At 62.3% G+C, this 26,245-nt stretch carries 26 protein-coding genes; 7 read left to right on the top strand and 19 right to left on the bottom strand.

Annotated features, from left to right (window positions below; all coding sequences use genetic code 11):
* Together HMCN_RS0106865 and HMCN_RS17430 are read right to left on the bottom strand one after the other, a co-directional pair.
* Nucleotides 1-580: Tar ligand binding domain-containing protein (locus tag HMCN_RS0106865; protein WP_025916689.1), on the bottom strand; the 580-nt coding region annotated here is incomplete at its 3' end.
* 32 nt (nt 581-612) lie between these two features.
* Nucleotides 613-1,173 (bottom strand): chemotaxis protein CheW, encoded by a 561-nt coding sequence (locus HMCN_RS17430; protein WP_025916688.1) that lies wholly within the window; start codon nt 1,171-1,173, stop codon nt 613-615.
* Nucleotides 1,174-1,843: 670 nt separating this feature from the next.
* On the opposite strand from HMCN_RS17430, the gene hemN reads away from it, so the two are divergent.
* A complete protein-coding gene (hemN, locus tag HMCN_RS0106850; RefSeq protein ID WP_081801438.1) occupies nt 1,844-3,238 on the top strand; it encodes an oxygen-independent coproporphyrinogen III oxidase in 1,395 nt (464 codons plus the stop codon).
* 140 nt (nt 3,239-3,378) lie between these two features.
* Here hemN and HMCN_RS0106845 read toward each other — a convergent pair whose 3' ends face one another.
* From HMCN_RS0106845 to HMCN_RS0106825, 5 genes are all read right to left on the bottom strand, one after another.
* Nucleotides 3,379-3,879, bottom strand: coding sequence for a TlpA disulfide reductase family protein (locus tag HMCN_RS0106845; protein WP_025916686.1), 501 nt, complete (start codon nt 3,877-3,879; stop codon nt 3,379-3,381).
* 81 nt (nt 3,880-3,960) lie between these two features.
* The gene (locus HMCN_RS0106840) at nt 3,961-4,593 is read right to left on the bottom strand and encodes a BON domain-containing protein (RefSeq protein ID WP_238552005.1); all 633 of its coding nucleotides are present in this window, start codon (nt 4,591-4,593) and stop codon (nt 3,961-3,963) included.
* Between the two features lie 16 nt (nt 4,594-4,609).
* On the bottom strand, nt 4,610-5,206 hold the full coding sequence (locus HMCN_RS0106835; protein WP_025916684.1) for a phosphoheptose isomerase: 597 nt from the start codon (nt 5,204-5,206) through the stop codon (nt 4,610-4,612).
* A gap of 36 nt (nt 5,207-5,242) precedes the next feature.
* Nucleotides 5,243-5,632 carry a YraN family protein gene (locus tag HMCN_RS0106830; RefSeq protein ID WP_025916683.1) on the bottom strand — a complete coding sequence of 130 codons (390 nt, stop codon included), beginning with the start codon at nt 5,630-5,632 and terminating at the stop codon, nt 5,243-5,245.
* A 4-nt stretch (nt 5,633-5,636) separates the two neighbouring features.
* A complete protein-coding gene (locus HMCN_RS0106825) occupies nt 5,637-6,917 on the bottom strand; it encodes a penicillin-binding protein activator (protein ID WP_238552002.1) in 1,281 nt (426 codons plus the stop codon).
* Nucleotides 6,918-6,929: 12 nt separating this feature from the next.
* Here HMCN_RS0106825 and rsmI point away from each other — a divergent pair, with 12 nt between their 5' ends.
* Nucleotides 6,930-7,856, top strand: a complete 927-nt coding sequence (gene rsmI / locus HMCN_RS0106820; RefSeq protein WP_025916681.1) for a 16S rRNA (cytidine(1402)-2'-O)-methyltransferase — start codon at nt 6,930-6,932, stop codon at nt 7,854-7,856.
* 137 nt (nt 7,857-7,993) lie between these two features.
* Nucleotides 7,994-8,362, top strand: a complete 369-nt coding sequence (locus HMCN_RS0106815; protein WP_025916680.1) for a hypothetical protein — start codon at nt 7,994-7,996, stop codon at nt 8,360-8,362.
* 2 nt (nt 8,363-8,364) lie between these two features.
* On the opposite strand, the gene HMCN_RS0106810 is transcribed toward HMCN_RS0106815, so the two are convergent.
* The 6 genes from HMCN_RS0106810 to HMCN_RS0106785 form a co-directional block, all read right to left on the bottom strand.
* Nucleotides 8,365-9,354 (bottom strand): septal ring lytic transglycosylase RlpA family protein, encoded by a 990-nt coding sequence (locus tag HMCN_RS0106810; protein WP_025916679.1) that lies wholly within the window; start codon nt 9,352-9,354, stop codon nt 8,365-8,367.
* A gap of 176 nt (nt 9,355-9,530) precedes the next feature.
* Entirely contained in the window at nt 9,531-10,637 is a 1,107-nt protein-coding gene (rodA, locus tag HMCN_RS0106805; RefSeq protein WP_369792139.1) for a rod shape-determining protein RodA, read from the bottom strand.
* 42 nt (nt 10,638-10,679) lie between these two features.
* Nucleotides 10,680-12,614 (bottom strand): penicillin-binding protein 2, encoded by a 1,935-nt coding sequence (gene mrdA, locus HMCN_RS0106800; protein WP_025916677.1) that lies wholly within the window; start codon nt 12,612-12,614, stop codon nt 10,680-10,682.
* A 60-nt stretch (nt 12,615-12,674) separates the two neighbouring features.
* A complete protein-coding gene (gene mreD / locus HMCN_RS0106795; RefSeq protein WP_025916676.1) occupies nt 12,675-13,187 on the bottom strand; it encodes a rod shape-determining protein MreD in 513 nt (170 codons plus the stop codon).
* A 2-nt stretch (nt 13,188-13,189) separates the two neighbouring features.
* A complete protein-coding gene (gene mreC / locus HMCN_RS0106790; protein ID WP_025916675.1) occupies nt 13,190-14,173 on the bottom strand; it encodes a rod shape-determining protein MreC in 984 nt (327 codons plus the stop codon).
* A gap of 85 nt (nt 14,174-14,258) precedes the next feature.
* Nucleotides 14,259-15,302, bottom strand: coding sequence for a rod shape-determining protein (locus tag HMCN_RS0106785; RefSeq protein WP_025916674.1), 1,044 nt, complete (start codon nt 15,300-15,302; stop codon nt 14,259-14,261).
* A 239-nt stretch (nt 15,303-15,541) separates the two neighbouring features.
* Here HMCN_RS0106785 and gatC point away from each other — a divergent pair, with 239 nt between their 5' ends.
* The 3 genes from gatC (at nt 15,542) to gatB (ending at nt 18,950) form a co-directional block, all read left to right on the top strand.
* On the top strand, nt 15,542-15,844 hold the full coding sequence (gene gatC, locus HMCN_RS0106780) for an Asp-tRNA(Asn)/Glu-tRNA(Gln) amidotransferase subunit GatC (RefSeq protein WP_025916673.1): 303 nt from the start codon (nt 15,542-15,544) through the stop codon (nt 15,842-15,844).
* A 116-nt stretch (nt 15,845-15,960) separates the two neighbouring features.
* On the top strand, nt 15,961-17,433 hold the full coding sequence (gatA, locus tag HMCN_RS0106775; protein ID WP_025916672.1) for an Asp-tRNA(Asn)/Glu-tRNA(Gln) amidotransferase subunit GatA: 1,473 nt from the start codon (nt 15,961-15,963) through the stop codon (nt 17,431-17,433).
* 56 nt (nt 17,434-17,489) lie between these two features.
* Nucleotides 17,490-18,950, top strand: a complete 1,461-nt coding sequence (gatB, locus tag HMCN_RS0106770) for an Asp-tRNA(Asn)/Glu-tRNA(Gln) amidotransferase subunit GatB (protein WP_025916671.1) — start codon at nt 17,490-17,492, stop codon at nt 18,948-18,950.
* A 109-nt stretch (nt 18,951-19,059) separates the two neighbouring features.
* Here the strand turns inward: gatB and pyrE are convergent, their stop codons facing one another.
* The gene (gene pyrE, locus HMCN_RS0106765; RefSeq protein WP_025916670.1) at nt 19,060-19,722 is read right to left on the bottom strand and encodes an orotate phosphoribosyltransferase; all 663 of its coding nucleotides are present in this window, start codon (nt 19,720-19,722) and stop codon (nt 19,060-19,062) included.
* A gap of 169 nt (nt 19,723-19,891) precedes the next feature.
* On the opposite strand from pyrE, the gene HMCN_RS0106760 reads away from it, so the two are divergent.
* Complete coding sequence (locus tag HMCN_RS0106760) at nt 19,892-20,668, top strand: exodeoxyribonuclease III (protein ID WP_025916669.1); 777 nt, start codon at nt 19,892-19,894, stop codon at nt 20,666-20,668.
* Here the strand turns inward: HMCN_RS0106760 and HMCN_RS0106755 are convergent.
* Genes HMCN_RS0106755 through rsmB form a run of 5 tightly spaced genes read right to left on the bottom strand, consistent with a single transcriptional unit; the run spans nt 20,665 to nt 26,199 of the window.
* The gene (locus HMCN_RS0106755; RefSeq protein ID WP_025916668.1) at nt 20,665-21,078 is read right to left on the bottom strand and encodes a hypothetical protein; all 414 of its coding nucleotides are present in this window, start codon (nt 21,076-21,078) and stop codon (nt 20,665-20,667) included. The genes HMCN_RS0106760 and HMCN_RS0106755 overlap by 4 nt on opposite strands.
* Nucleotides 21,079-21,081: 3 nt before the next feature.
* Entirely contained in the window at nt 21,082-21,840 is a 759-nt protein-coding gene (locus HMCN_RS0106750; protein WP_025916667.1) for a response regulator, read from the bottom strand.
* 53 nt (nt 21,841-21,893) lie between these two features.
* Nucleotides 21,894-24,254: a PAS domain-containing sensor histidine kinase gene (locus HMCN_RS0106745; RefSeq protein ID WP_025916665.1), complete on the bottom strand. Its 2,361-nt coding sequence runs from the start codon at nt 24,252-24,254 to the stop codon at nt 21,894-21,896.
* Nucleotides 24,251-24,826, bottom strand: coding sequence for a DUF4390 domain-containing protein (locus HMCN_RS0106740; protein ID WP_025916664.1), 576 nt, complete (start codon nt 24,824-24,826; stop codon nt 24,251-24,253). The genes HMCN_RS0106745 and HMCN_RS0106740 overlap by 4 nt, the downstream gene beginning before the upstream one ends.
* A gap of 56 nt (nt 24,827-24,882) precedes the next feature.
* Entirely contained in the window at nt 24,883-26,199 is a 1,317-nt protein-coding gene (gene rsmB / locus HMCN_RS0106735; protein ID WP_025916663.1) for a 16S rRNA (cytosine(967)-C(5))-methyltransferase RsmB, read from the bottom strand.
* Nucleotides 26,200-26,245: the final 46 nt, after the last annotated feature.

Genomic DNA, 26,245 nt, shown 5'->3' with positions numbered 1-26,245 from the left:
AAGCGATCGACACCATGCGGATCGTTGCGTAGCGGGCTACTGCAGCTTCGTATTCTTTTTTGGCTTCGTCGAGTTGGAGTTTCATCAGGGCATCGATGCCTTCGCCCACCGGCTGATACGTCGGTCGGATTTTCTCCACCACCAGCCGGCCGGCTGCGTTCACGTCATTGGCGCGCAAGGCGGCTATGGTCGGAAGCAAGCCTTCTTGCACGAATCTGGCGCGATCCTCGGCAAATTTCTTGGCGAGGGTCACTTCCTCAGCGGTTTGGGTGGTGGCCATGAAGGCTTCCCATACTTTGCCGATGTGGGCGATATTGGCCTCGATCTTGGCAGTTTGCTTCGCGATGAACTCGGGGGTCGGGGTCACCAGCGAGACGGCAATCGCCAGGCGGTTCTCCAGCAAATCGCTCTGGATGTCGGCAATCTGGCCCGCGGCTACGGTGCGGTTTTCGTATACCGACTTCAGCGCGTCGTTGGACTGGCCGATGCCGGACAGACCCACGCTGCCAATGGCAATCAGCAGCGCGGACATGATGCCAATCAGGGTGATCAGGCGGGTCGATATTTTGAAATTGTTCATACTGGTTGTCTTTATAATATTTAGTTGATACTTTAGTGAATACGCTGTCGCGCTGTCCCGGCGCTGCATGCCATTTCCGTGCCGGACATCAGTCTGCCGATATCGACCAGAATCAGCATCCGGTCATCCAGCGTGCCCAGGCCGATCAGATAGTCGGTATCGAGCGTTCCACCGATCTCCGGCGCCGGTTTCATCTGCGCCGCCGTCAGCGTGATCACATCCGACACGCGATCGACCACCATGCCGACGGTGCGGCCGGCAATGTTGAGGATGATGACCACCGTGAACTGGTCGTAAGCGGGAGCGCCGAGGCTGAATTTGATGCGCATGTCGAGGATCGGCACGATGACGCCGCGCAGATTGACGACACCCTTGATGAAGTCGGGGCTGTTGGCGATGCGGGTCACCGCATCGTAGCCGCGCAACTCCTGGACTTTCTGGATATCGATCCCGTATTCTTCCTGGCCCAGGGTGAAGACGAGAAATTCCAGGGCCGCGCCAGAGGGACGTAGCGACACTACCGGGGGAGGGCGTTGCGTCCGATAACATTGCGGATCCAGAAACGCAGTATTGGTACTGATATTGACAGTCATTGCGGTCCCCAAAAATTTTTTCCAATGGTTTTGGATATCATTACGTTATCTTTTTATTGACCTACATCAACAAAATTATTTCAGGCTCATGCTACATCAAAAAATTATTTAATGAAAAAAATATTTCTGATGGAAATTTATATTTTGCTTGCTGCCGCCTGATCCGCCCAACTCGTCACAGGCCTTACGAATTGCTCCTGAATGGCATGGTATTCGCATCGATATTGCGCGCAATCGGCAATGGCTTGGCTATGCCGATCCGAAGTGTTAAACGCCACGCACCGCGCCGTCATGCCGAGTGCCGGAGTCGGATAGTTATGCCCGCGCTCGCACGAGGTTGCGCCAATAGCGACTGCCGAAACGGCAGACAGCCCGGAGATGTGTGCGCTTGTTGGTTATCCGCGTGAGACTCCGAACATGACACTCAAGCTCGCCGGCTGCCACGATCGTGAAAACGCCGTAGCCTGGGATTCCTCGTATCGCTGCCTTTAGCGACTTGAAGCAAACTACCGTATTGCCGAAGAGTGTCTTCCGCAAACAACGTGCCGGTGGCAGGCTCTCAAGCAGTGCCGGATCGGTGCTGCAGGTGGCGTAAAATAGGCCTTTTGCGCTATCGACCAGCATCAGCTGGCGCACCATTGACAATACTTCGTATCCGATAGGTAACTCCATGAACCCTGCATCGCCCGATATAGAAATTTCAGAACAGCTGATCCGCCGCTTCGATACTTTAGGTCCGCGATATACCTCGTATCCGACCGCCGATCGCTTCCATGCCGAATTCAATGCGCAGTCCTACGATGCGCAGCTGGAGCAGCGCGCCGCCAACACCGGCAGCAACCCGCCGCTGTCGGTGTATGTGCACATTCCGTTTTGCGAGTCGCTGTGCTATTTCTGCGCGTGCAACAAGATCATCACCAAGGAACACGGCCGGGCGGCCGAATACCTGCGCTATCTGGAGCGGGAGATGGCGCTGGTGGCGGCCCGCATCGGCCCCGACCGGCAGACCGCGCAACTGCATTTCGGCGGCGGCACGCCGACCTTCCTGAGCCCGGACGAATTGCGCCAGCTGATGCAGATGCTGCGCCGCCATTTCGATTTCCTGCCGGATGCCGAACTCGGGATCGAGATCGATCCGCGCACCGTCAACGACGACACCATGGCGCTGCTGGCCGAACTGGGTTTCAACCGCACCAGCTTCGGGGTGCAGGATTTCGACCCGGCGGTGCAGCAGGCGGTGAACCGGATCCAGCCGCTCGCGATGGTCGAGAAGGCCGTCAGCGCCAGCCGCAAGGCCGGCTTCGTGTCGGTCAACGCCGATCTGATCTACGGCCTGCCGAAGCAGTCGCTGGAGAGCTTCGACCATACCCTCGACAGCATCATCGCGCTGTCGCCGGACCGCATCGCGCTCTACAACTACGCGCATTTGCCGAGCCGCTTCAAGGCCCAGCGCCTGATCGTCGGCAGCGACCTGCCTTCGGCCGAGGAGCGGCTGCAGATTTTCCTGCTGTCGATGCGCCGCCTGCTGGACGCCGGCTACGTGTATATCGGCCTCGATCATTTCTCCAAGCCGGGCGACGAGCTGAACCTGGCGCGGCTGGACAAGAGCCTGCACCGCAATTTCCAGGGCTACACCACGCGCGCCGACTGCGACCTGGTCGGCCTGGGCGTGTCGGCCATCAGCAAGGTCGGCCACTCCTACAGCCAGGCGGTGCGCACCGTGAATGCGTACTACGAGTGCATCGACCGCGGCGTGCTGCCGATTGACCGCGGCTATGCGCTGTCGATGGACGACGTGCTGCGGCGCCAGGTGATCATGGAGTTGATGTGCAGCGGGCCGGTCGATTTCGCCGCCATCAACCGCGCCTACGGCATCGATTTCGTGACCTACTTTGCGCCCGAGCTGGGCTTGCTGGGCCAGTACCAGGAAGCCGGCCTGATCACGGTCGATGCCGACAGCATCCAGGTGACGCCCAAGGGTCGGCTGTTCGTGCGCGCAGTCGGCATGGTGTTCGACAAGTACCTGAGCCAGGCCACCACCTCGAAATTCTCCAAGCTGATCTGACAATAACTGGAGTATGCATTAAATGCCTGCCATTGCCTCATACATAATGCGCGGCAGTTAAAAATACCATGGTTGGTATATGGCAACGTCGGAAAACAAAAAAGCGCCTGTCCGGCGCTTTTTATTGGGTGGCGGCAGAGTCAGGCCGCCAGCGCCTTGTCCAGCAACTGGTGCAGTTCGGCAAAGTCGGGCTCGCCGACGTAGCGCTTCAGGATGTTGCCCTTCTTGTCGATGACGAAGGTGGTCGGGGTCAGCTTGATGTCGCCGAAGGCCTTGGCCAGCGCGCCGTCGGCATCGAGCGCGACCTTGAACGGCAGGCTGCGGGTCTGGGCGTAGTTCAGCACGTAGTTCGGCGGATCGTAGCTCATCGCAACGGCCAGAAATTCCAGCCCCTTGCCCTGGAACTTGTTGTAGGTCTTGACCATCTCCGGCATTTCCTTGACGCAGGTAGTGCAGGAGGTGGCCCAGAAATTGACCATCACCACCTTGCCGCGCAGGCTTTGGGAAGTGATTTTCTCGCCGGAAAGGCTGGTGTAGGTGACTTCCGGCGCCGGCGTGCCGCAGCCGGCCAGCGCGACCGCCAGCAGCGCCGCCAAGGCCAGGGCGCCTAAGCGGGAAAATTTGTTGTCAGGAGATGCCATCGGGTATGTATCCGGTGTGATTGGTGAGTTACCTAATTATAGCGATTCGGCAGCCAGCCTTGCCGCCGGCTGCCGCAGCCATCAGTTTGCAGCTTCCTGCGCCGCCGACAGCGAGCGCAGTTCGTCTTCGCTGATGTATTCGAACACCTTCACCACCCTCTGCACGCCGGCCACGCCGCTGGCGATATTGCCGGCGCGCTCGCCTTCGCGCTGGGTAACGCGCCCCAGCAGATAGACGTTGCCGCGCTCGGTCACCACCTTGACCGAATTCGCATACATGTCCTGGGCGTCGACGAAGGAGGCCTTGATCTTGCCGGTGATCAGGGTGTCGTTCGAGCGCGAGGTAAAGCTGGTCGGGCCGGCGATCTCCAGCTCGTTGACCACCGCCTTGACGCCTTCGATCGCTTGCGCTTCGCGTTCGACTGCCGCCTTCGTCTGGGCATCGCGCACTTCGCCGGTGAGCAGCACCCGGCGGTTGAAGCTGGTGACGTTGACATGGCCGGCATCGCCGATCAGGTTCGGAATCCGGGTTTCGCCCTTGACCACGATCGCCTTGTCTTCGGTTTGCGCTCCCAGCGTGCGCCGGTCGGTCGCCGCCAGCGTCCCCATCACCGCACCGCCGACCACCATGCCGACGCAGCCCTGCAAGCTCGCCAGCACGCTGACGCACAAGATTGCAGTAGCCAGCGGGCGCTTCCATTGTTGCCAACGCATTTGCACATACTGCCGTTCAATCATTACCATCCCCCCCAAATAGTGCAACGTCGATGCCGTCGCACAAACAATGAATCGTCAACAGATGCACTTCCTGGATCCGCGCGGTACGGTCGTGCGGCACGCAGATATGCACGTCCGCATCGGTGATCTGCTTGCCGATGGCGCCGCCGCCCTTGCCGGTCAATGCCACCACCCGCATGTCGCGCTCCAGCGCGGCCTCGATCGCGGCTATCACATTGGCCGAATTGCCCGAGGTCGAAATCGCCAGCAAGACGTCGCCGGATTGCCCGAAAGCCTGCACCTGCTTGGCATAGATGTCGCGGTAGCCGTAATCGTTCCCCACCGCAGTCAAAATAGAACTGTCGGTGGTCAGCGCCAGCGCCGGCAGGGGCAACCGTTCGCGCTCGAAACGGCCGACCAGTTCGGCGGCGAAATGCTGGCAATCGGCCGCCGAGCCGCCATTGCCGCAGGCCAGGATCTTGTTGCCGTTGGACAGCGCCATGAACATCAGCTCGACCGCTTGCGCAATCGGCTCGGCCAGCTGATTCGCGGCCTGCATCTTGAGCTCGGCGCTTTCGTGGAAGTGGCCGAGAATTCGTTGGTTTGTCATCATGTCGGAGATTATAGAGCAGTGGTCGAAATGGGATCAGGTGTCGATCGCGTTGCGCAGCCATTCCAGGTGATCGCCATCGATCGCGATCACGTCGAAGCGGCAAGCCGGCGGCATCCGGTAGCGCTGCAAATAGATCTGCGCGGCGACGATCAGGCGCGCCTGCTTGCTGCGGGTCACGCTGGCCGCAGCGCCGCCGTGGCGCAGATTGGCGCGCCGGCGCACTTCGACAAACACCAGCGCCTTGTCGTCCTGCATGACGAGGTCGATTTCGCCGCCCCTGCAACGGAAATTGCGCTGCAACAGCACCAGTCCCTGCGCGCTCAGGTACGCCAGCGCGGCATCCTCGCCGGCCTGTCCGGTGATTTGCCGCGCGGTCCGGCGCTCGGCGCCAAGCAGTCGCGGCAGTGCATCGAACAGGCCCATGCTGCTAGCGCGTGCCCGGCAACAGCAGTATCGCCCCATCCTGATACACCGCCGGCAGCGCAATGCGCTCGATGCTGGCTTGGCCGTGGCCGAAAGCCACCGCCAGCCGGCCGGTTACGCCGTCGATCTCAAATTGGTCGTGGCCGGCGGCGATTTCGCGGGCGACCCGGTAGGCGTCGATGCCCAGCGCGTACAGGCGCTCCAGATCCGGATTATTTCTGCGGTCGGCATCGGCGATCAGGCGCGGGTAAGCCATCACGGCCGGGTGATCCGGCTGCAACTGCCACGGCATGTCCACCAGATGCAGCCCTTCGAGCAGCGGATCGGCATCGCTGCCGGCGCGGACGAAAGGATTCAGTTGCGAGGTGCCGTAGAGCGGAATTTCGGTGCCGATGGCCTGCCGCAGTTGCCGGGTCAGGCCGGCATCCATTGACACCAACAGCAGCGCCGGCGCTGCGCTGCTCTGCAGCCGAGTGCGCAGTTGGTCCAGGCCGTTCGCGCTCAGGTAGCCGCCGGCCAGTCCCAGCTCCACTGATTGCGACGCCAGGCCCAGGCGCTGCCACTCGGCCGCAAACGCTTGGGCGGCACGGCGTTGCCAGGCGATATTCGTGCTGACCACGAAGGCGCTTGCGCCCGGATGTTCGCCGCTGGCCCAGCGCGCGACCTGGCGCGCCTCATCCTCGACCGACAGGCCCATCGCCAGCATGTTCGGCGGCAACTCCACTGCCGGCAGCGGCTGGTTCAGCACGATGGCGGGAATCCGTACCGCGCCGCTGCGTGCAACTGCCGCTACGCTGCCGCGCGACAACGGACCGACGATCACGTCGTGGCCGGCTTGCGCATCATTGTAGGCCGACAGGGTCTGCGGCGCAGCATCGTCGGTCCCGATCACGCTGACGCTGACGTCCTCCCGGTCGCGCTCGTAGGCGGCCATGAAGCCGGCGCGCACCGCATCGGCCGCTTTTCCCAGAGTTTCTGAGCGCAGCGGCAGCAGCAGCGCAATACGTACCGGCATCCGCATCGACAGCGTTTTTTCCAGACGCAGGATGGTTATTTCCGGCGTAGCCACGCTGCTGGTTTCGGCGCTGGAGACGAGCGGTGCCGGCAACGGCTCGGGCCGCATGGCCGGCTTGACCGCCGCCGCTGACGCAGTTGTATTTGGCGTCACAGGCGCGCACAATGCAGGCGCTACGCGGCAGTCGTTGAAAACCGGGTCCAGGCTGACACTGCTGCAACCCGCCAGCGCACCGCACAACAACAGCGTTTTTATCCATTTGTACGACATCGGCCACTCCTAATGAATCCTGCTCCCCCTAATGCCCTGGTCGCCCTGCCACTGATGGATGAAGTGGCGCGCCAAACGTATCCTGCGGCCACATTATATGTGCTGGCTACGCCGATCGGAAACTTCGCCGACATCACGCTGCGCGCGCTGCACGCGCTGGCGCTGGTGGATGCGGTGGCCTGCGAGGATACCCGCAACACCGGCCACCTGCTGAGCCACTACGGCTTGTCGAAGCACCTGATCGCCGCCCACCAGCACAACGAGCGCGCAGTCGCCGAGAAGCTGATTGCCCGGCTGCAGGCCGGCGAGCGCATCGCGCTGGTGTCGGACGCCGGCACCCCGGCCGTCTCCGACCCCGGCGCGCGCATCGTCGATGCGGTGCGCGCGGCCGGTTTGCGGGTGCTGCCCTTGCCCGGCCCGTCGGCCGCCATCGCGGCGCTGTCGGCCAGCGGCCTAGTATGCGACCAGTTCCATTTCGTCGGCTTTTTGCCGGCCAGGGCCAGCGCCCGGGCGCTGGCCCTGCAACAGCTGCGCGCGGCTGCTGCGACCCTGATTTTTTACGAGGCGCCGCACCGCATCAATGAAACGGTCGATGCGCTGGCAGCGGCATTCTGCCCCCGGCGCCAGATCGTATTTGCGCGCGAATTGACCAAATTGTTCGAGGAAATCCATCGCTGCCCTTTGTCCGACGCCGCTGCCTGGGTAGCGGCCGACACGCATCGCCAGAAAGGCGAGTACGTGCTGCTGCTGGAGGGCGCGCCGCCAGCAGCTGACGAGGATGACGCCGAGGCCGAACGCGTGCTGCGCATCCTGCTGGCCGAATGCCCGCTGAAGCAAGCCGCAGCGCTGGCCGCGCAGATCACCGGACACAAGAAGAACGCACTGTACGAACGGGCGTTGCGCCTCAAGGCAGAATCGGAGCAGACTCCAATAAACTAATTTTCACTGGAGTATAGTTAATAAATACACCATTCACGCTGTATTTTAATGATTTATTTAAAATACGACTGCCAGTATATTTTATTTTTTTGAAAATGCAGAATAGCGGATAGCAAGTTCTTTCACAGGAAATTGGCATGAACCATCGTTTGACCAAGGATGAATTTAACGCACTCGGGCAAATCAGCAAAAATCCCAGGTCGGCCCGCAGCAGCGCGTGCGTGGCAAGAAACGCCAAGCGTCTGGCTGGCTTGAAATACCTTGCGTACGGCAAGGACAACAGCCTGACGCTGACCGAAAAGGGCCAGCAAACGCTGTTTATCCAGAGCTGCATCGACGGCCTGCGCGCAGTAGCGGCAGATCCGCTGGCAAAACTGGAGGCCGGGGTCGTCACCTTCCTCGGCAAAAAAGGCTACATCAGCGCTGCACTACCGGACCGGTTCGACATCACGCCGCGCGGGCGGGAGTGCCTGGCCGACATCGACGCCACCGGCGCGCAAGATTAACGCTAACGCTGCACGATGAACGGCAGCGCGGCGCCCGAGGACTGCACTTTTTGCGCGGCCTGCTGCGCCGCGCCGCGGTTCGCGTACGGGCCGCTGTACAGGCGGTACAGCGCGCCTGCCTGGACTACCGCGATCGGCTGCAGGGTATCGGACCAGCTCTGCGCCAGCTGATCGCGCATCGATTGTGCGTTATACGCCTGGCCGTAAGCGCCCAGCTGCAGGTAAAAACCGCTGTCAGCGCCATGCGCGCCGGCTGCCGGCTGCGCCGCCATGGCCGGCAGCAACGGTGCGGCAGGTGCGGGCACTGCCGCCAGTTGCTGTTTCTCGCTCCGGATGCGGGCGATATCGGCCGGCAGCAGGCGCTCGATTTCCAGTTCGCCGCTACCCTTGCCCAAATAGCCCAGTTTCAGCGCCGCAGTGTACGACAGGTCCATGATGCGGCTGGAATGGAACGGGCCGCGGTCGTTGATGCGCACGATCACCTGCTTGCCGTTGAGCAGGTTGGTGACCCGCGCATAGGACGGAATCGGTAGGGTCGGATGGGCGGCGGTCATCTTGTACATGTCGTACAGTTCGCCGGACGAGGTTTTCTGGCCATGGAATTTCTTGCCGTACCAACTGCCGATGCCGCGCTGGCGCAGCGGGACTTCCGCGGTAACCGGCGTATAAGTCTGGCCGAACACCGTATACGGCCGGTTGGCACGGGCCAAATACGGCTCGACTTTCGGCTCGGCGTCGGGTATCGCATCCAGATCGTCCGGCGGATTGTCGCCCGGGCCGTCGTCCTTGTAATAGCCGCCGCGGCCGGAGCCGGCCGCCGGCAGCGCCGGCGCAGCCTGCTTCGAGCGGACGGACTTGGCGGCAACGCCCTGGTCGGCGGCCGGCGCAGCCGTCTTCGGCATGCTGCTGCAACCCCACAGCAGGGTTGCCGCCAACAGTAGCGCGCCAGATTTGAGGTGCGCCAGACTAGCTTGGAAAGATTTGATCTGCATCGGATGCTCCGCTAGGGGCCGGCGATGATGCCCGCACGGCCGGTTTTGAAGATTTCTATGCAAATACATACCGCATATTGTATTTTTATATTGTGCATATAATACCTGCAGAAAAGCAGGTATTTCTAGCCATACCCGTCAAAAATCCATTAAATAGGGATTCCGCCGGAAGCCGGCTAGGTTTGAATCAGCTTGCGATGGCGCTGGATGCTCATCAGGATGCCGGCGCCCAGCCCTAGCGTCACCAGCGCGGTGCCGCCGTAACTCATCATGGGCAGCGGCACCCCCACCACCGGCAGGATGCCACTGACCATGCCCATGTTGACGAACGCATAGGTGAAGAAGATCAGCGTGATTGCCCCCGCCAGCAGACGCGAGAACAGGGTCGGCGCATTGGCTGCGATCATCAGGCCGCGGATCACCAGCAATGAATACAGGCTGAGCAGGAAGGCATTGCCGATCAGTCCGAATTCTTCGGAAAAGACTGCAAAGATGAAATCGGTGGTGCGCTCCGGGATGAATTCCAGATGCGACTGGGTGCCATGCAGCCAGCCCTTGCCGATGACGCCGCCGGAGCCGACCGCAATGGTCGACTGGATGATGTGAAAGCCCTTGCCCAGCGGGTCGAGAGTCGGATCGATCAGCATCATCACGCGCGCGCGCTGATAGTCGTGCATCAGGGTCCAGACCACCGGCAGGCTGGCGCCAACCGTCAGCACCAGACCCAGCAGCACCTTCCACGACAGCCCGGCCAGGAAAATCACGTAGAACCCGGCCGCCAGCACCAGCACCGCAGTGCCCAGATCGGGCTGCTTCATGATCAGGCCGACCGGCACCAGCAGCAGCAGGCCGGCGATCAGGAACTCCTTCCAGCGGATCATGCCTTCGCGCCGCTGAAAGAACCAGGCCAGCATCAGCGGCATCGCAATCTTCATGATTTCGGACGGCTGGATCACCACGCCGAGATCGATCCAGCGCCGCGAACCCTTCTTGACCATGCCGAACAGGGCGACCGCCAGCAGCAAGCTGATGCCCAGCGCATACACCGGCACGGCAAAACGCATCAGCGTTTGCGGCGGGATGTTGGCGGCGACCCACAACACGCCGAACGCGATCACGATATTGCGCAGATGGTCCTCGATCCGGCCCGGAAAATCGATGCCGGCCGAATACACGGTAACGATCCCGGTCGCCAGAATCAGGAACATGATCAGCGCCAGCGGCCCGTCGAATACGTTCAGGAAGGGCTTGACGACCTGCCACGGGTGGCGCTTCTCAAGCATGATGCGTGGACGGCAACTGCCGCGGTGTACGGATGAACATGGTTAATCCTGTGTCAGGTTGGGGTTTGGCGCAGGCGGGCTCCGCTCGGCGCTGTTGCCGCCGGCAGCAGGATTCGCCTTGTCTTCCGGCCGCTTGCCCAGCAGATAATAATCGAGCGCCTTTCTGACGATCGGCGCCGCCGCGGCAGCCCCGAAACCGCCGTTCTCGACGATCACGGCAATCGCAATGCGCGGCTTGTCGGCCGGTGCAAAAGCCGTATACAGTGCGTGATCGAGCAAATGCGCAGCCATCTTCCGGGCATCGTACTTCTCGTTTTTCTTGATGCCGACCACCTGCGCGGTGCCGGTCTTGCCACCGGATTCATAGCCGGCATTGGCGAACGCCCGCGACGATGTGCCCTCGTGCGTGACGCCGACCATGGCCTTTTTGATGAAGTCGATATTCTTCTGCGCCAGCGTGATCCGGTAGCTCTCCTTGGGCACCGTCAGGGTGCGCGCGCGGGTGTCCGCATTCTCCATCATCTTCACCAGGTGCGGCTTCATCACCACGCCATTGTTGGCCAGGTTGGCCACTGCGTGCGCCAGCTGCAAAATGGTAAAGGCGTTATATCCCTGGCCGATGCCGAGCGAAATCGTTTCGCCCGCATACCATTTTTGTTGCGCCGGCTTCTTGTAGGCAGTGCGCTTCCACGCGGTGGACGGCAGCAGGCCGGTGCGCTCGTGCTCCAGATCGATTCCGGTCAGCTGGCCAAAACCGAACGGCTTCATGAAGTCATGCATCGTATCCACGCCGAGGTCGTTGGCCAGCATGTAGTAATAAGTGTCGCACGATTGCACGATCGATTTGTACATATCCACCCGGCCGTGCCCGCCCTCCTTGTCGTCGCGGAACTGATGGTTGCCCAGGACGAAAAACCCGGGATCGGCAATCGCGGCCTCCGGCGTGCGCTTGCCCAGTTCCAGTGCAGCCAGCGCCATGAACGGCTTGTAGGTCGAACCCGGCGGATAGGTGCCGGTCAGCGGACGGTTCAGCAGCGGCCGTTCGGGCGAATTGTTCAACTCGTCCCAGCTTTGCTGATCGATGCCTTCCACGAACAGGTTCGGGTCGAACGAGGGCTGCGACACGAAAGCCAGCACGTCGCCGGTTTCCGGCTCGATTGCCACCAGCGCGCCGAGCCGGTCGCCGAATGCTTCCTCGACGATTTTCTGCAATTCCATGTCGATCGACAAGATCAGATTATTGCCGGGCACCGCCGCCGTTCTGGAGAGCGAGCGCACCGCCCTGCCGCTGGCGGTGATTTCGACCTCTTCATAGCCGGTCTTGCCGTGCAACACTTTTTCGTAGCTTTTTTCCAGCCCATCCTTGCCGATGTAACTGGTGCCGTTGTAGTTGGCGGCGTCATCCGAATCATCGATGATCTCGGCATCCTTCTGGCTGATGCGGCCGATGTAGCCGATCACGTGCGCGGCCGATGCGCTCAAAGGGTACTGCCGGAACAGCCGGGCCTGGATATCGACGCCTGGAAAGCGGTAGCGCTGCGCGGTGAAGCGGGCCACTTCTTCGTCGGTAAGACGGGTGCGGATCGGCAAGCTTTCAAATTTCTTCGATTCGTCCAGCAGTTTCCTGAACCGCTTACGGTCCCGGGCCTGAATATCGACCAGCGTCGCCAACTCGTCGATCACGTCGTCAAGCTTGCGGTCGAGCTTGGAAGTCGTGATTTCCAGCGTGTACGCGGAATAATTGCGCGCCAGCACGGCACCATTGCGGTCCAGGATCAAGCCGCGGTTCGGCACCACCGGGACGATCGAGATCCGGTTGTTTTCAGCCCGCGCCGCGTAATCGTCGTGCTTGTAGACCTGCAGCCAGACGAAGCGCGACAGCAACAGCGCAAAGCAGACGAACACGAAGATGCCCGCCACCGTCAGCCGCAGCCGAAAAAAATGCAATTCGCGTTCGGTATTCTTGAATTCAGTCATGCGTGTTCCGGTACGGGAATCCGAGCGGCAAGGCGGTTCGCGCACATATCCAGCCCAGCCTCACAGCGGCCGCGTGTCGTCCCGGTCGATGGCCCGCCGCTGCGGCGCCAGCAACAGCCATGTCGCCAGCGGCCACAAGGCGGCTGAAACAAAGCTTTCCAGGAAAAACGTCCAGCCCGGCAGCTTACCGCTGACCAGCAGTTGCACCGTCATCTGCACCAGTTGCGTCATCAGCAACAGCGGCAGGATGTACCAGATTTGCGACACGGTCGGAAACCACAGCACGCGGCGGTGCAGCGTAATGGCAAAATACGACAGCAAGGTGTAAGCCAGCGCATCTTCCCCCAGCAGGGCGGCGTCGTGCACGTCCATCAGCAAACCCATCAGGAAGGCGACCCCGATCCCCACCCGGCGCGGCTGGTGGATACTCCAGAACACCAATACCAGCGCGACGAAATCGGGCACGCCGATCCAGCCGCCCAGCGGCTGCAGATTCAGCAGGAAAGCACCGATCAGGCTGAGAACAATGAAGCCGGGGCTGGCCGGCAGCAGGATGTAATGGGGGCGGTTCATGGTCATCGCGCACGCTCCGGTGATTTCGGCGCAACAGCGGCGCCGGCGGCTTTCTTGGCAGTTTCAGCCGCCTTGTCTGGCTTGCCCTGTAGGTTTTTCTGGCCATGCTTGCCATTGTTCGGGTTCGCCGCCGGCGGCGCATAGATCGACGGCGTGGCTTGCGCCAGCAGGATCAGGAACTGCTTGTTGCGGTTGATGCCGGCCAGCGGCTGGCAGGTCACGCGGTCGAATGCATCGTTCGATTTGCTCTCGACCTGCACCACCTGCGCCACCGCCAGACCGGCCGGATAGATGCCGTCGATGCCGGAAGTCGTCAGCATGTCGCCCTTGCGGATGTCGGCATTGGTTGCAATGAAGCGCAAATCCAGCAGCCCGGACTGACCGCGGCCATACGCAACGCTGCGCAAGCCATTACGCACATTCATCACTGGAATGGCTTGATCGCGGTCGGTCAACAAGGTGATTTCCGAAGTAAACGGGAACACCCGCGTGACCTGGCCGACCACGCCCGCATCATCAATCACCGGTTGCCCGGCCGCTACGCCGTGCTGCGCGCCCCGGTTCATCACGATCTTGCGGCTGTAGGCGTCGCGCGCGTCGTACAGGATTTCGGCCAGCACCGACTGCACCGGAAGGCGCTCGCCGGCCGCCAGCAACTTGCGCAACTGGGCATTCTCCGCCATTAGCTGGTTTGATTGCTGGATGGTCTGGGAGTTCTGGATTTGCTGCAGCCGCAAGCCTTTGACTTCACTTTGCAGCGTCGCAACCGAGGAAAAATAATCGCCGACCCGGTACGCGGCATCGCGCGGCATCAGTGCCACCATCTGCAACGGATACAGCACAGTGCCGACTACCTGGCGAATCAGGCCGAGCGAGCGCAGGTGCGAATCAACCACCAGAAAAACGATCGCGAGCAAGGCAAAAAATACCACCTTCACGCGCGCCGATGCGCCTTGCTTGAACAGGGGTGGAGGGCTGTATTGCATTCAAGTCAATCTAAGAGCGGCAGTCGAACAAAGCTGCAACAGCTGGAGCCGGATACACCCATTCAGGCTGCCGATATCGAACTGTTTATTCGTGCGAAAAAATCGAACCCAGCTTGTCCATGCGTTCCAGCGCCATGCCGGAGCCGCGCACCACGCAGGTCAGCGGATCTTCCGCTACCAGCACCGGCAGTCCGGTTTCTTCCATCAGCAAGCGGTCGAGGTCGCTCAGCAGGGCGCCGCCGCCGGTCAGCATCATGCCTTTTTCAGCGATGTCCGCGCCGAGTTCCGGCGGGGTTTGCTCCAGCGCATTCTTGACCGCCGAGACGATGTTGTTGAGCGGGTCGGTCAAGGCTTCCAGGATTTCATTGCTGGAAATCGTAAACGAGCGCGGGATGCCTTCCGACAGGTTGCGCCCCTTGACTTCCATTTCCTTGACTTCGGAACCCGGGAAAGCCGAGCCGATGGTTTTCTTGATCATTTCGGCGGTCTGCTCGCCGATCAGCATGCCGTAGTTGCGCCGGATGTAATTGACGATCGCTTCGTCGAACTTGTCGCCGCCGACCCGGATCGACCCCTTGTAGACCATGCCGCCGAGCGAGATGATGCCGACTTCGGTGGTGCCGCCGCCGATATCGACCACCATCGAACCGGTCGCATCCGACACCGGCAAGCCGGCGCCGATGGCGGCCGCCATCGGCTCTTCGATCAGGAATACCTGGGAAGCGCCGGCGCCCAGCGCAGATTCGCGGATCGCGCGCCGCTCGACCTGGGTCGAGCCGCACGGCACGCAAATGATGATGCGCGGCGACGGCTTGAAGAACTTGGTGTCATGCACCATGCGTATGAATTGCTTGAGCATTTGCTCGGTGACGGTGAAGTCGGCGATTACGCCGTCTTTCATCGGCCGGATCGCTTCGATGTTGCCGGGCACCTTGCCCAGCATCTGCTTGGCTTCCCTGCCCACCGCCATGATGGTTTTCTTGCCGTTCGGGCCGCCTTCCTGCCGAATCGCCACCACCGAGGGTTCGTCCAGCACGATGTTCTGGCCGCGCACGTAAATCAGCGTGTTGGCGGTGCCCAGATCGATTGCCAGATCATTCGAAAAATAACTGCGTAAAAATCCAAACATGAATTGTCCTGATGCGCAACAATAGTGCGCTTAAGAATTTTGAGGTAACTATGGATGCCTGCAGCGATACCACCACCGCGCCAGCAAGGCAACAACCTGCCATTCTACCTTATAATTTAGCGGAACCTCGGCCGCTTACAGTCCAAAAACATCTGCGCAATAGGTTGTTTTGACAGGGTTTTGTCGCCATTAGAGTATTTTTTTCATCATTTTCACGCGCCCCTGGCGCCCAGCCAACCATGCCACTAGCATTATCCGACGTCAAACGCATCGCCCATCTGGCGCAACTCGAACTCGGCGACGCCCAGGCCGCCAAATCGCTGGAGCAGCTCAACGGGATCTTTGCCCTGGTCGAGCAAATGCGCGCGATCGACACTGCCGGCATCGAACCCTTGAGCCATCCGATCGCCGCCCACATGCCGAATCTGGCGCTGCGGCTGCGCGAAGACGTAGCGACCGAGCCCAGCCGGCGCGAAGAATATCAACAAGTCGCCCCCGCCATCCAGGACGGCTTGTATCTGGTACCCAAAGTGATCGAATAAGCCGCAGCCCTGACGCCACGCCGCGACCGCCCTCTCCCCAACCCCTCTCCCGCCCGCGGGAGAGGGGAGCGAAGTGAGTCGCACCGCGACTTTCACGTTGAATGAATACCGACCTCATGCATACCAAAACCATCAAGCAACTCTCGGCCCTGCTCCAGGCCAAACAGATTTCCGCCACCGAACTGGCGACGCTGCACCTGGAACGCATCAAGCACAGCGACCTGAACGCCTTCCTGCACGTCGATGCGGCGCTGACCCTGCAGCAGGCTGCCGCTGCCGACGTCCGCCTGGCCGGCAACGACGCCACGGCGCTGACCGGCATCCCGATTGCGCACAAGGATATTTTCGTCACGCGCGGCTGGCGCTCGACTGCCGGCTCGAAGATGCTGGAAAACTACACCAGCCCGTTCGACGCGGCGGTGGTCGAACAGTTCAATAACGCCGGCATGGTGACGCTGGGCAAGCTCAATTGCGATGAATTCGCGATGGGCGGCTCGAATGAGAATTCCTACTTCGGCGCGGTCAAGAACCCGTGGGACAAGCGCGCGATCCCGGGCGGCTCCAGCGGCGGTTCGGCCGCCGCCGTTGCCGCGCGCCTGACACCGGCTGCCACCGGCACCGACACCGGCGGCTCGATCCGCCAGCCGGCCGCCCTGTGCGGCATTACCGGCATCAAGCCGACCTACGGCCGGGTATCGCGCTTCGGCATGATCGCGTTCGCCTCCTCGCTCGACCAGGGCGGGCCGATGGCCAGGACTGCCGAGGATTGCGCGCTGCTGCTGGGCGCCATGGCCGGCTTCGATGCGCGCGACTCGACCAGCCTCGAGTGCGGCAAGGGCGGCGACATTGAGGACTACAGCCGCGACCTGCAGCGGCCGCTGCAGGGCTTGCGCATCGGCCTGCCCAAGGAATATTTCGGCAACGGGCTGGCCGCCGACGTCGAACAGGCGATCCGCATCGCCTTGCACGAGTACGAGAAGCTCGGCGCCACCCTGGTCGACATTGCGCTGCCGAACACCGCGCTGTCGATCCCGGTGTATTACGTGATCGCGCCGGCCGAAGCCTCGTCCAACCTGTCCCGCTTCGACGGCGTGCGCTACGGCCACCGCGCCAAGGAATACACAGACCTGTCGGACATGTACAAGAAAACCCGCGCCGAAGGCTTCGGCGAGGAAGTCCAGCGCCGCATCCTGGTCGGCACCTACGTGCTGTGCCACGGCTATTACGACGCCTACTACCTGCAGGCGCAAAAAATCCGGCGCCTGATCGCGCAGGACTTCCAGCACGCGTTCGCGCAGTGCGACGTCATCATGGGGCCGGTGGCGCCTACCGTGGCCTGGGATATCGGCGACAAGGCCGACGACCCGGTGGCGAACTACCTGGCCGACATCTACACGCTGTCGACCAGCCTGGCCGGCCTGCCGGGGATGTCGATCCCGTGCGGCTTCGGTCAGGGCGACAAGAATGCGCAGCGCCCGGTCGGCCTGCAGATCATCGGCAACTATTTCGACGAGGCAAAATTGCTCAACGTCGCCCATCAGTTCCAGCAGGCGACCGACTGGCACCAGCGCGCACCGGCCGGAATCTGACCCGCCGCCCGATCACCCAGATACAGACGCTTAATCAGCCAGCAAGGACAGACAATATGCAGTGGGAAGTCGTAATCGGTCTTGAGACACACGCCCAGCTCTCGACCCAGTCAAAAATTTTCAGCGCAGCGCCGACCCGTTTCGGCGCCGAACCCAACACCCAGGCCTGCCCGGTCGATCTGGCGCTGCCCGGCGTATTGCCGGTGATGAACCGCGGCGCGGTCGAGCGCGCAATCGAGTTCGGGCTGGCGGTTGGCGCCACCGTTGCGCCGCAATCGGTTTTCGCGCGCAAGAATTACTTTTACCCCGATTTGCCGAAAGGCTACCAGATCAGCCAGTTCGAGATTCCGGTGGTGCAGGGCGGCCGCGTGCCGTTCATGCTGGAAATAGACGGCAAGCCCGAATTGCGGGAAGTGCAGCTGACGCGCGCCCACCTGGAAGAGGACGCCGGCAAATCGCTGCACGAGGATTATCACGGCATGACCGGGATCGACCTGAACCGGGCCGGCACGCCGCTGTTGGAAATCGTCACCGAACCCGACATGCGCAGCGCCGCCGAAGCGGTGGCCTACGCGAAGGCGCTGCATGCGCTGGTGATGTGGCTCGGGATTTGCGACGGCAACATGCAGGAAGGCTCGTTCCGCTGCGACGCCAACGTTTCGGTGCGCCCGCTCGGACAGAAGGAATACGGCACCCGCTGCGAGATCAAGAACCTGAACTCGTTTCGCTTCATGGAAGACGCGATCAACTACGAAGTGCGGCGCCAGATCGAGCTGATCGAGGACGGCGGCAGCGTGCAGCAGGCAACCCGGCTGTACGACCCGGACAAAAAGGAAACCCGCTCGATGCGCAGCAAGGAAGACGCGCAGGATTACCGCTACTTCCCCGACCCCGACCTGCCGCCGCTGGTGATCGCGCCGGAGTGGATCGAACGGGTCCGGGCCGCGATGCCGGAGCTGCCGGGCGCGATGCGCGAGCGTTTCGTGCACGATTACGCGCTGTCCGAATACGATGCGGCAGTGCTGACGCAATCGAAGGCGATGGCGCACTACTTCGAAGCGGTGGTAGCCAAGACCGGCCGCGAGCAGGCCAAGAGCGCCGCCAACTGGCTAATGGGCGACGTCGCCTCGACCCTGAACCGCGAGAGCATCGAGATCGCCGCCAGCCCGGTAGCGGCCGCGCAACTGGCGCTGCTGCTGCAGCGCATCGCCGACGGCACCATTTCCAACAAGATCGCCAAGGAAGTGTTCGCGGCGATGTGGGAGGCCGGCCCGGAGCACGACGACAGCGCCGACCGCATCATCGAAGCCAAGGGGCTGAAGCAGATTTCCGACAGCGGCGCGCTGGAAACCATCATCGATGCAGTCATGGCCGACAACGCCAAGCTGGTCGAGGACTTCCGCGCCGGCAAGGAAAAAGCCTTCAACGCGCTGATCGGCCAGGCGATGAAAGCCACCAAGGGCAAGGCCAATCCGGCCCAGGTGAATGCCCTGCTGAAGCAGAAGCTTGAGGCATAAAGCATGGGTATAGCAAAATACATGCGATTTTCCGCATGTATTTTGTGCGCATTCAAAAAATACAGGATTCTGTATATTGCAGGAACAAGCGCCGCCTGCGGCCCGAACATCAGACCCCGTAGCGCTGCCGGTAGGCGGCCACGGCATCCGCATATTGCGCCAGCTGCGAACTGGCGCCGGCCGCCGAAATATATTCCAGCAAGTCGTCCAGGTTGCCGATCGAAATCACCGGCATCTGATAGGCGTTGCTGACTTCCTGCACCGCCGAGTGCGCGGACAGCGCGTCGTCGCCCCCGGAACGCTCCATCCGGTCGAGCGCGATCAGCACTGCGCACGGCTGGGCGCCGGCGGCGCGGATCAGTTCGACCGATTCGCGCACCGAAGTGCCGGCTGAAATCACGTCGTCGATGATCACCACCCGCCCTTCCAGCTTGGCGCCGACGATGGTGCCGCCCTCGCCGTGGTCTTTGGCCTCCTTGCGGTTGTAGGCGAACGGCACATTGCGGCCTTTGTTGGCCAGCGCCACCGCGGTCGCCGAAGCCAGCGTGATGCCCTTGTAGGCCGGACCGTACAGCATGTCGAACTCGACCCCGGAATCAAGCAGCGTCTGCGCGTAGAATTCGGCCAGCCGGCCCAGGGTCTGGCCGTAGTTGAACAGGCCGGCGTTGAAGAAATACGGCGAAGTGCGGCCCGCCTTGGTGACGAACCGGCCGAATTGCAGCACCCCGGCATCGACCGAAAATGCAATGAATTGTTGACGCAAGTTGTTCAAGAAATCTCCCCGGCAGCTGTGATCTGACAAGCAACGTCAGTGATTAACCAAATAGAACGCTATTTTAAAGCCATTGCGGCAGATTGATGGCGCTGAGCAAATCCGCTGCCCGGCGCGGGATTGCCGGCTTTCGGTTATGCTGCCGGCTGATCAAACACGCCTGCACTTTATGCCGACCATCATTTCCGCCAATCTCAACGGCATCCGTTCCGCCAGCAAAAAAGGCTTTTTCGACTGGATGCAGAAACAGGATGCCGACTTCGTCTGCGTCCAGGAACTCAAGGCGCAGGCAGCCGACATGACGCCGGAATTCCTGAACCCGCCCGGCTATCACGGCTACTTCCACTACGCGGAAAAGAAGGGCTACTCCGGCACCGGCATCTATAGCCGGATGCCGGCAAAAAGCGTGACCATCGGCTTCGGCAACCCGGAATTCGACGCCGAAGGCCGCTATGTCGAATGCGATTTCGGCACGCTGACGGTGATCTCGCTGTATTGCCCGTCCGGCTCTTCCAGCGACGAGCGGCAGCTGGCCAAATTCCGCTTCATGGAGGCTTTCCTGCCGCACCTGCTGGCATTGAAAAACAGCGGCCGCGAAATCGTCATCTGCGGCGACTGGAACATCGCGCACCAGCAAATCGACCTGAAGAACTGGAAGAGCAACCAGAAAAACTCCGGCTTCCTGCCCGAGGAACGGGCCTGGCTGTCGCGCGTATTCGATGAAATCGGACTGGTCGATGTGTTTCGCCGGCTGCAGCCGAATGCCACCGGCGAAGCCTACACCTGGTGGAGCAACCGCGGCCAGGCTTGGGCCAACAACGTCGGCTGGCGCATCGATTACCAGATCGCCACACCCGGCATCGCCGGCGGCGCCAGCAGCGCGGCAATTTACAAGGAGCAGCGTTTTAGCGACCACGCGCCGCTGACCATCCGCTACAGCGACTAGGCCGCCGCCAGATCGTCGCCCAGCCTGAGCAGGACATCGTACGGCGGCCGGCTCAGGAAAGCGCGCAGCTGCCCGATGTGGGCGGCGCCGGCCAGGCTGATGTACAGGCACTGCGGCGCACGCCGCAGGATCCGGTTCAGGGTCACCTTCAGCGTCAGGTTGCCGACGCAGCACATGCAGCCGGGAGCGATCCGGGCCGTCTGGCCCAAAACCGGATTGTGCTGCGGATCGAGCGCGACAGTTTGCTGCGACAGGCCGCCCGGCAAGCCCTCCAGGATCAGCGCGATGCTGCCGTTTGGCGCCGGCGCTGCGGCCCGGATCGCACGAGCGATGGCCTGCTCGCGCGCGGCGGCGCTGGCGCCGGTCACCAGCGTGACGCGCACCAGGGCCGCTTGCGGCTGCCGGTTCACGCGTTAATTATTGGATTCCGGCGCCGCATCCGGCACCGCATCGCCCTGCAGCTTGCGGGCGGCTTTTACCGATTCGATCCCCAGCTGCTTGAGTTTGCGGTACAGATGGGTGCGCTCCAGCCCGGTCTTGTCGGCCACCCGCGTCATGCTGCCGCCTTCGCGCCCCAGATGGTATTCGAAATACACCCGCTCGAAGGCGTCGCGCGCCTCGCGCAGCGGCAATTCAAGAGTCATCGCGAAAAACCGCGCTTCGTTGATTTCTGCCGTGGCCGGCAGCGCGTGTGCGGCATGCCCGGCAACCGATCCGGGTGCCGGCGCCTGGGCCGGCGCAGCGGCGGGTTCGGGAGCGGGCGGCGGCATCGTTTTTGCGAAGGAGGAAGCGATGCGCGCAGGGTCGCTGCCCTTCGACAAGCCCTGCTGAACCGCCTTCAGCAGCTTTTGCAGCGAGATCGGCTTTTCCAGAAAGTTGATGGCACCGATGCGGGTCGCCTCGACCGCGGTATCGATCGTTGCGTGGCCGGACATCATGATGACCGGCATCGTCAGCAAGCCGTCGCGCTGCCATTCCTTGAGCAGGGTCACGCCATCGGTGTCCGGCATCCAGATGTCCAGCAGCACCAGATCCGGCACGCCGGCGGCGCGCTGCTGGCGCGCCTGCCCGGCATTTTCCGCCAGCTGGACCGCATGACCTTCATCGCTCAGAATTTCCGAAAGCAATTCACGGATCCCCATTTCATCATCCACGACGAGGATATTAGCCATAACGAATTGTTTTCCTAGTAATATTTTAGCAACATTATTTTAACCCGGCGCCATCACCGCAGTAACGATGGTGTTTTTTCAGGCAGCTTATCTGCCAACTCATCTGCCAACTTAAGCAGTACGATCCGGATCGTTGCGCCGCTGTCGTCGTTGCGGTTCTGTATGTCGATGCGGCCGCCGTGTTCATCGACAATCTTTTTCACCATGGCCAGGCCGAGTCCGGTGCCGCGCGGCTTGGAAGTCACATAAGGCTCAAACGCGGAAGCCAGGATCCGTGGCGGAAAACCGCTGCCATTGTCGCTGATCGACAACCGCACCGCAGTCCGGCTGCCGCCATCGGCGCCCTGGTAACGGATGGTTTCGGTCCTGACATCGATGCGCGACACCGGGCCGCCTTCCTTGCCATCGCGCTCATTGACCGCGTCCTGGGCATTCTGCAACAGATTATGGACCACTTGGCGCAGCTGCGTCGGGTCGCCCATGATTTCCGGCACATCGGCGCCCAGCGACAGGTGGATGGTGTCGCTGGCATCCTCGTTCAAGTATAACTGCAGGATTTCGCGGATCAGCGCATTCAGGTCCAGCGGCACCAGTACCGCCGGCGGTGTTCTGGCGTAATCGCGGAAATTATCGACCATCCGCTTCATCGAGGTGACCTGGTTGACGATGGTGGCGGTGCCCTTGTCGAGCATCGCTGCATCCTCGGCCGACAGCTTGCCGTGCAGCTTCATCTGCAGGCGCTCGGCCGAGAGCTGGATCGGCGTCAGCGGATTCTTGATTTCATGCGCGAGGCGGCGCGCCACCTCGCCCCAGGCCAGCGAACGCTGGGCCGAAATGACGTCTGAAATATCGTCGAACACCACCACATAGCCGTTGCCCTGGTCGAGCGGCAAATTCGAGCCGCGCGCCAGCAGCGTGATCGCGTGCCCGGCCTCGTCCCCGGCCGGCTGGCGCGGGATTTCGATCTGCTGCTGCCAGTGCAGGTTACCGCCATCACTATCGCCAGCGGCAGTCTGTGCGCTTTGTTCTGAAAAAGCCCGGGTCACCGCGTCTGAAAATGCGGCCAGCCCGGCGATCTGCGACAACGGTTGCCCAAGCGCCTGGTCCAGTTGCTGCTGCAGAATGCGCTCGACTGAAGCATTGCAGGAAACCAGCCTGAATTCGGTATCGAGCACCAGCACCCCGGCCGACATGTTCGCCAGCACCGACTCCAGATAGGCTTTCGCGTGCTCCAGCGCCGCGCTGTTGCGCTCGACCGCAGTGCGTGCATCCAGCAATTGCCGCGTCATCGCATTGAACGATTGCGTCAGGGTACCCAGCTCGTCCGGGGTGGCGACGATCGGGCGCGGCGACAAATCGCCCTCGGCCACCGCCCTGGTGCCCTCGGCCAGCAGCAGCAGCGGCTTGGCCAGGCCGCTGGCGATCAGGAAGGCGCTGACGATGGCAGCGAAAATCGCCAGCAGCAAGGTCAGCGTCAGCGTCACGATATATATCTTGCGCAGGCCGGAGCGCGCCAGCGAGCGCTGCTGGTACTCACTGTACGCCACCCGCAGATCTTCGGCATTGGCCGCCAGCTGGGCCGGCACCGGCTGCAACAGTTGCAGGAAGTAAGTCTCGCTCTGCAGCGACAGCGAACTCATCGAAGCCGGCAGCTGCAGCACTACCCGCAACCGCAATGCCTGCGCGGCACCCGCATCGTGGTTCGGACCGGCATATTGAGCCGCATCTTTTGCCGCATTCTTATCCGGTTCGGCGCCGGGGTCGGCGCCGCCCTCGATGGCGGCAAAGCCGCGGCTCAGGCGCGCCCTGCGCAGCACCGCGGCGCTCGGCAAATCCGGCAGCAGGCTGGTCAGGCTGCCGCCCGCGGTGGCGATCACGCGGCCGTCGGCGCTCAACACCGTGGCTTCCTGGACCTGGCTTTGCTCGCGCAGCCGCGACAGCCGCGACGACAGCGCGGCGTCCGGCAAGTCGGCCAGTTCCTGCGCCACATTGCGGGCCTTCGACTGCAGATCGTTGAGCGATTCGTCCAGTGCCGCACGGCCGAGGTTCAGGCCCGATTCCAGCGCCGATTCGACCCGCACGTCGAACCACGATTCGATCGAGCGCGACACGAACTGCACCGACACCAGATAGATCAGCGCCCCCGGCAGAATGCCCATCAGCGCGAACAGCAATACCAGCCGCGCCATCAGGCGCGAGCCGAACTTGCCGCGCCGGTAGCGCTTGTACAGGCGCGCCAGCAGCACCATGACCGAGCCCAGCAGCAGCACTGCGACCAGCGCGTTCAAACCCAGCAGCCACGGATAATTCTGCTCGAAAAAGGAGGAATTCTCGGATGCCGAAGCCAGCAGGAACAGCAGGATGCTCATGATGGCGCCGCCGGCCACCAGCAGATACCGCATCTGCCGCGTCACTTGTCGTCTGCCCTGAAATTGAAGCGCTTCCAGTCGGAGGCCATTTGCCAGTCGCTGTTGTTGAGCGCGTTGACCTGGAACGGCTTGGTCAGCTGCGTCACGTCGAGCCGCATGCGCACTGCGACCCGGTAGGTCTGGCCGGCCTTCAGCTCGCCCTTTTCCGCTACCAGCCAGCGTCCCGGATGACGGATCAGCGACAGCGCATCGTCGAGCGTGGCAAAACTCTGCTGCAGGCTGCCGCTGATGGCGGCGTGATAGCGGCGCGTCAGCACATTGTAGGAAATGCGCACCGTGCGCGAAGCCAGCAGGGTTTTCTCGTCGAACCAGTACCAGCGCGGCTGCGTCAGTTCGACTTCGGTGGTAAACGACAGCGGCACGCCGCGCATGATCGCATCTTCCAGCCCGCGATTGAGCTCGAACGCAAAACTGGCCTGCAGCCGGTAGCCGTCTTCGCTCGCCTCCAGCTGGGCCTGCACGATTTCGACCGCATCGCCGGCGCGCGCCGCCAGCGGCAGCTGCGCCAGCAAGGCCAGCAGGCAGCAGGTCAGCAGATGGAATAGGCGTCTAGTCACGCGTTTGCGGGCCGTTCTTCAAAGTTGTCGGAAGTTGCTCGATTATCCGACCGTATTCAGTCGGACGCTTTCTGAAACAAGGCATAGAACAAGCCATCGTGATCGTCCAGCTCCCCTGTGGCCGGCAGCAACTGGCCGGGAGCGTCCAGGCGCCGGGCCTGGTTGCGCAGCGCAAACGCGTCGGCCTGCGCCTGCGACTCCTGCGGCCAGACCGAACAGGTGACAAACAGCAATTTACCACCGGGGCGCAGCATGCGCCAAAGATTGTCGAGGATCTGCCCGGACAGCGTTGCCAGTTGCGCGGTATCGCTCTTGCGGCGCAGCCAGCGGATGTCCGGATGGCGACGCACGATGCCGGACGCGGTGCACGGCACGTCGGCCAGGATGCGGTCGAACAGCTGGCCGTCCCACCAGTAGCGGGCCTGGGCGTCGCCGGTCTTCAGGGTGGCCTGCAGGCGCAGGCGCTGCAGGTTTTCCTCGATCCGCGGCAGGCGCTTGGCGTCGCTGTCAAGCGCCACCAGGTCGATCTTGGCCAGTTCCAGCAAATGGCCGGTCTTGCCGCCCGGCGCCGCGCAGGCGTCCAGCACCCGCATCCCGTCCTGCGCGTCGAGCAAGGGCGCAGCCAGTTGCGCGGCAGCGTCCTGCACCGACACCAGGCCGGCCATGAAACCCGGAATCTGGCTCACCGGCAGCGGCTTTTCCAGCCGCACCGCGGAAGGGCCGATCCGGGTCGCGGCCATGCCGTTGGTTTCCAGCAAGGCCAGATAGGCGTCGATCGTGGTCTGGCGACAGTTCACGCGCAGGGTCAGCGGCGGCGCGCTATTGCCGGCCTGCAGGATCGCTTGCCATTGTTTCGGGTAGGCGGCCTGGGCGGCGGCGATCCACCAGGCCGGATAGTTCCAGACCGCCGACGGCTGCTGCAATGCCTGCTGCAGCAAGGCGTCGCGTTCGCGCAGGAAGCGCCGCAACACCGCATTCACCATGCCCTTCGCATGCGCCATGTCGCCATGCGACGACGCCGCCGTCACGGCCTGGTCGACCACGGTGAAGACTTCGTAAGGCAGCGCCTCGGCCGCATCGTCGGGCGGCGCGATCAGGGCCAGCGCGCAGCACAGCAGGCTGTGCAGGATGGCCGGATCGGGTTGTTTCTTGGCCAGCAGCGACAGCAGCACTTCGCTGCGGCCGAGCCCGCGCATCGCGCGGTAGGCAATGTCCTGGATCGCGCCGCGCGCCGCTACCGGCGTATTGCTCTGCGCAATTACTTTGGCCAGCGCCAGCGGCAACGCGGTGCCGCTGCGCACCAGCGCGACCGCTTGCGCGGCGCGCAGCAGCGAGTAGGCCAGGGAATCGATTTTCAGGGTGGATGTTGTCACGAGGGTTTTTCGTAATAAGTTTGGCGCCAACGATAACGTCAAATGC

Source organism: Herminiimonas sp. CN (assembly GCF_000622895.1).
Classification (GTDB): domain Bacteria; phylum Pseudomonadota; class Gammaproteobacteria; order Burkholderiales; family Burkholderiaceae_D; genus AVCC01.
This window is presented reverse-complemented; position numbering and strand designations above follow the sequence as displayed.

Bases quoted from the DNA above. Each gene is read 5' to 3' on its own strand.
- HMCN_RS17430 (WP_025916688.1), bottom strand. From the start codon at position 1,173: ATGACTGTCAATATCAGTACCAATACTGCGTTTCTGGATCCGCAATGT.
- hemN (WP_081801438.1), top strand. From the start codon at position 1,844: ATGAACCCTGCATCGCCCGATATAGAAATTTCAGAACAGCTGATCCGC.
- HMCN_RS0106845 (WP_025916686.1), bottom strand. From the start codon at position 3,879: ATGGCATCTCCTGACAACAAATTTTCCCGCTTAGGCGCCCTGGCCTTG.
- HMCN_RS0106840 (WP_238552005.1), bottom strand. From the start codon at position 4,593: ATGCGTTGGCAACAATGGAAGCGCCCGCTGGCTACTGCAATCTTGTGC.
- HMCN_RS0106835 (WP_025916684.1), bottom strand. From the start codon at position 5,206: ATGACAAACCAACGAATTCTCGGCCACTTCCACGAAAGCGCCGAGCTC.
- HMCN_RS0106830 (WP_025916683.1), bottom strand. From the start codon at position 5,632: ATGGGCCTGTTCGATGCACTGCCGCGACTGCTTGGCGCCGAGCGCCGG.
- HMCN_RS0106825 (WP_238552002.1), bottom strand. From the start codon at position 6,917: ATGTCGTACAAATGGATAAAAACGCTGTTGTTGTGCGGTGCGCTGGCG.
- rsmI (WP_025916681.1), top strand. From the start codon at position 6,930: ATGAATCCTGCTCCCCCTAATGCCCTGGTCGCCCTGCCACTGATGGAT.
- HMCN_RS0106815 (WP_025916680.1), top strand. From the start codon at position 7,994: ATGAACCATCGTTTGACCAAGGATGAATTTAACGCACTCGGGCAAATC.
- HMCN_RS0106810 (WP_025916679.1), bottom strand. From the start codon at position 9,354: ATGCAGATCAAATCTTTCCAAGCTAGTCTGGCGCACCTCAAATCTGGC.
- rodA (WP_369792139.1), bottom strand. From the start codon at position 10,637: ATGCTTGAGAAGCGCCACCCGTGGCAGGTCGTCAAGCCCTTCCTGAAC.
- mrdA (WP_025916677.1), bottom strand. From the start codon at position 12,614: ATGACTGAATTCAAGAATACCGAACGCGAATTGCATTTTTTTCGGCTG.
- mreD (WP_025916676.1), bottom strand. From the start codon at position 13,187: ATGAACCGCCCCCATTACATCCTGCTGCCGGCCAGCCCCGGCTTCATT.
- mreC (WP_025916675.1), bottom strand. From the start codon at position 14,173: ATGCAATACAGCCCTCCACCCCTGTTCAAGCAAGGCGCATCGGCGCGC.
- HMCN_RS0106785 (WP_025916674.1), bottom strand. From the start codon at position 15,302: ATGTTTGGATTTTTACGCAGTTATTTTTCGAATGATCTGGCAATCGAT.
- gatC (WP_025916673.1), top strand. From the start codon at position 15,542: ATGCCACTAGCATTATCCGACGTCAAACGCATCGCCCATCTGGCGCAA.
- gatA (WP_025916672.1), top strand. From the start codon at position 15,961: ATGCATACCAAAACCATCAAGCAACTCTCGGCCCTGCTCCAGGCCAAA.
- gatB (WP_025916671.1), top strand. From the start codon at position 17,490: ATGCAGTGGGAAGTCGTAATCGGTCTTGAGACACACGCCCAGCTCTCG.
- HMCN_RS0106760 (WP_025916669.1), top strand. From the start codon at position 19,892: ATGCCGACCATCATTTCCGCCAATCTCAACGGCATCCGTTCCGCCAGC.
- HMCN_RS0106750 (WP_025916667.1), bottom strand. From the start codon at position 21,840: ATGGCTAATATCCTCGTCGTGGATGATGAAATGGGGATCCGTGAATTG.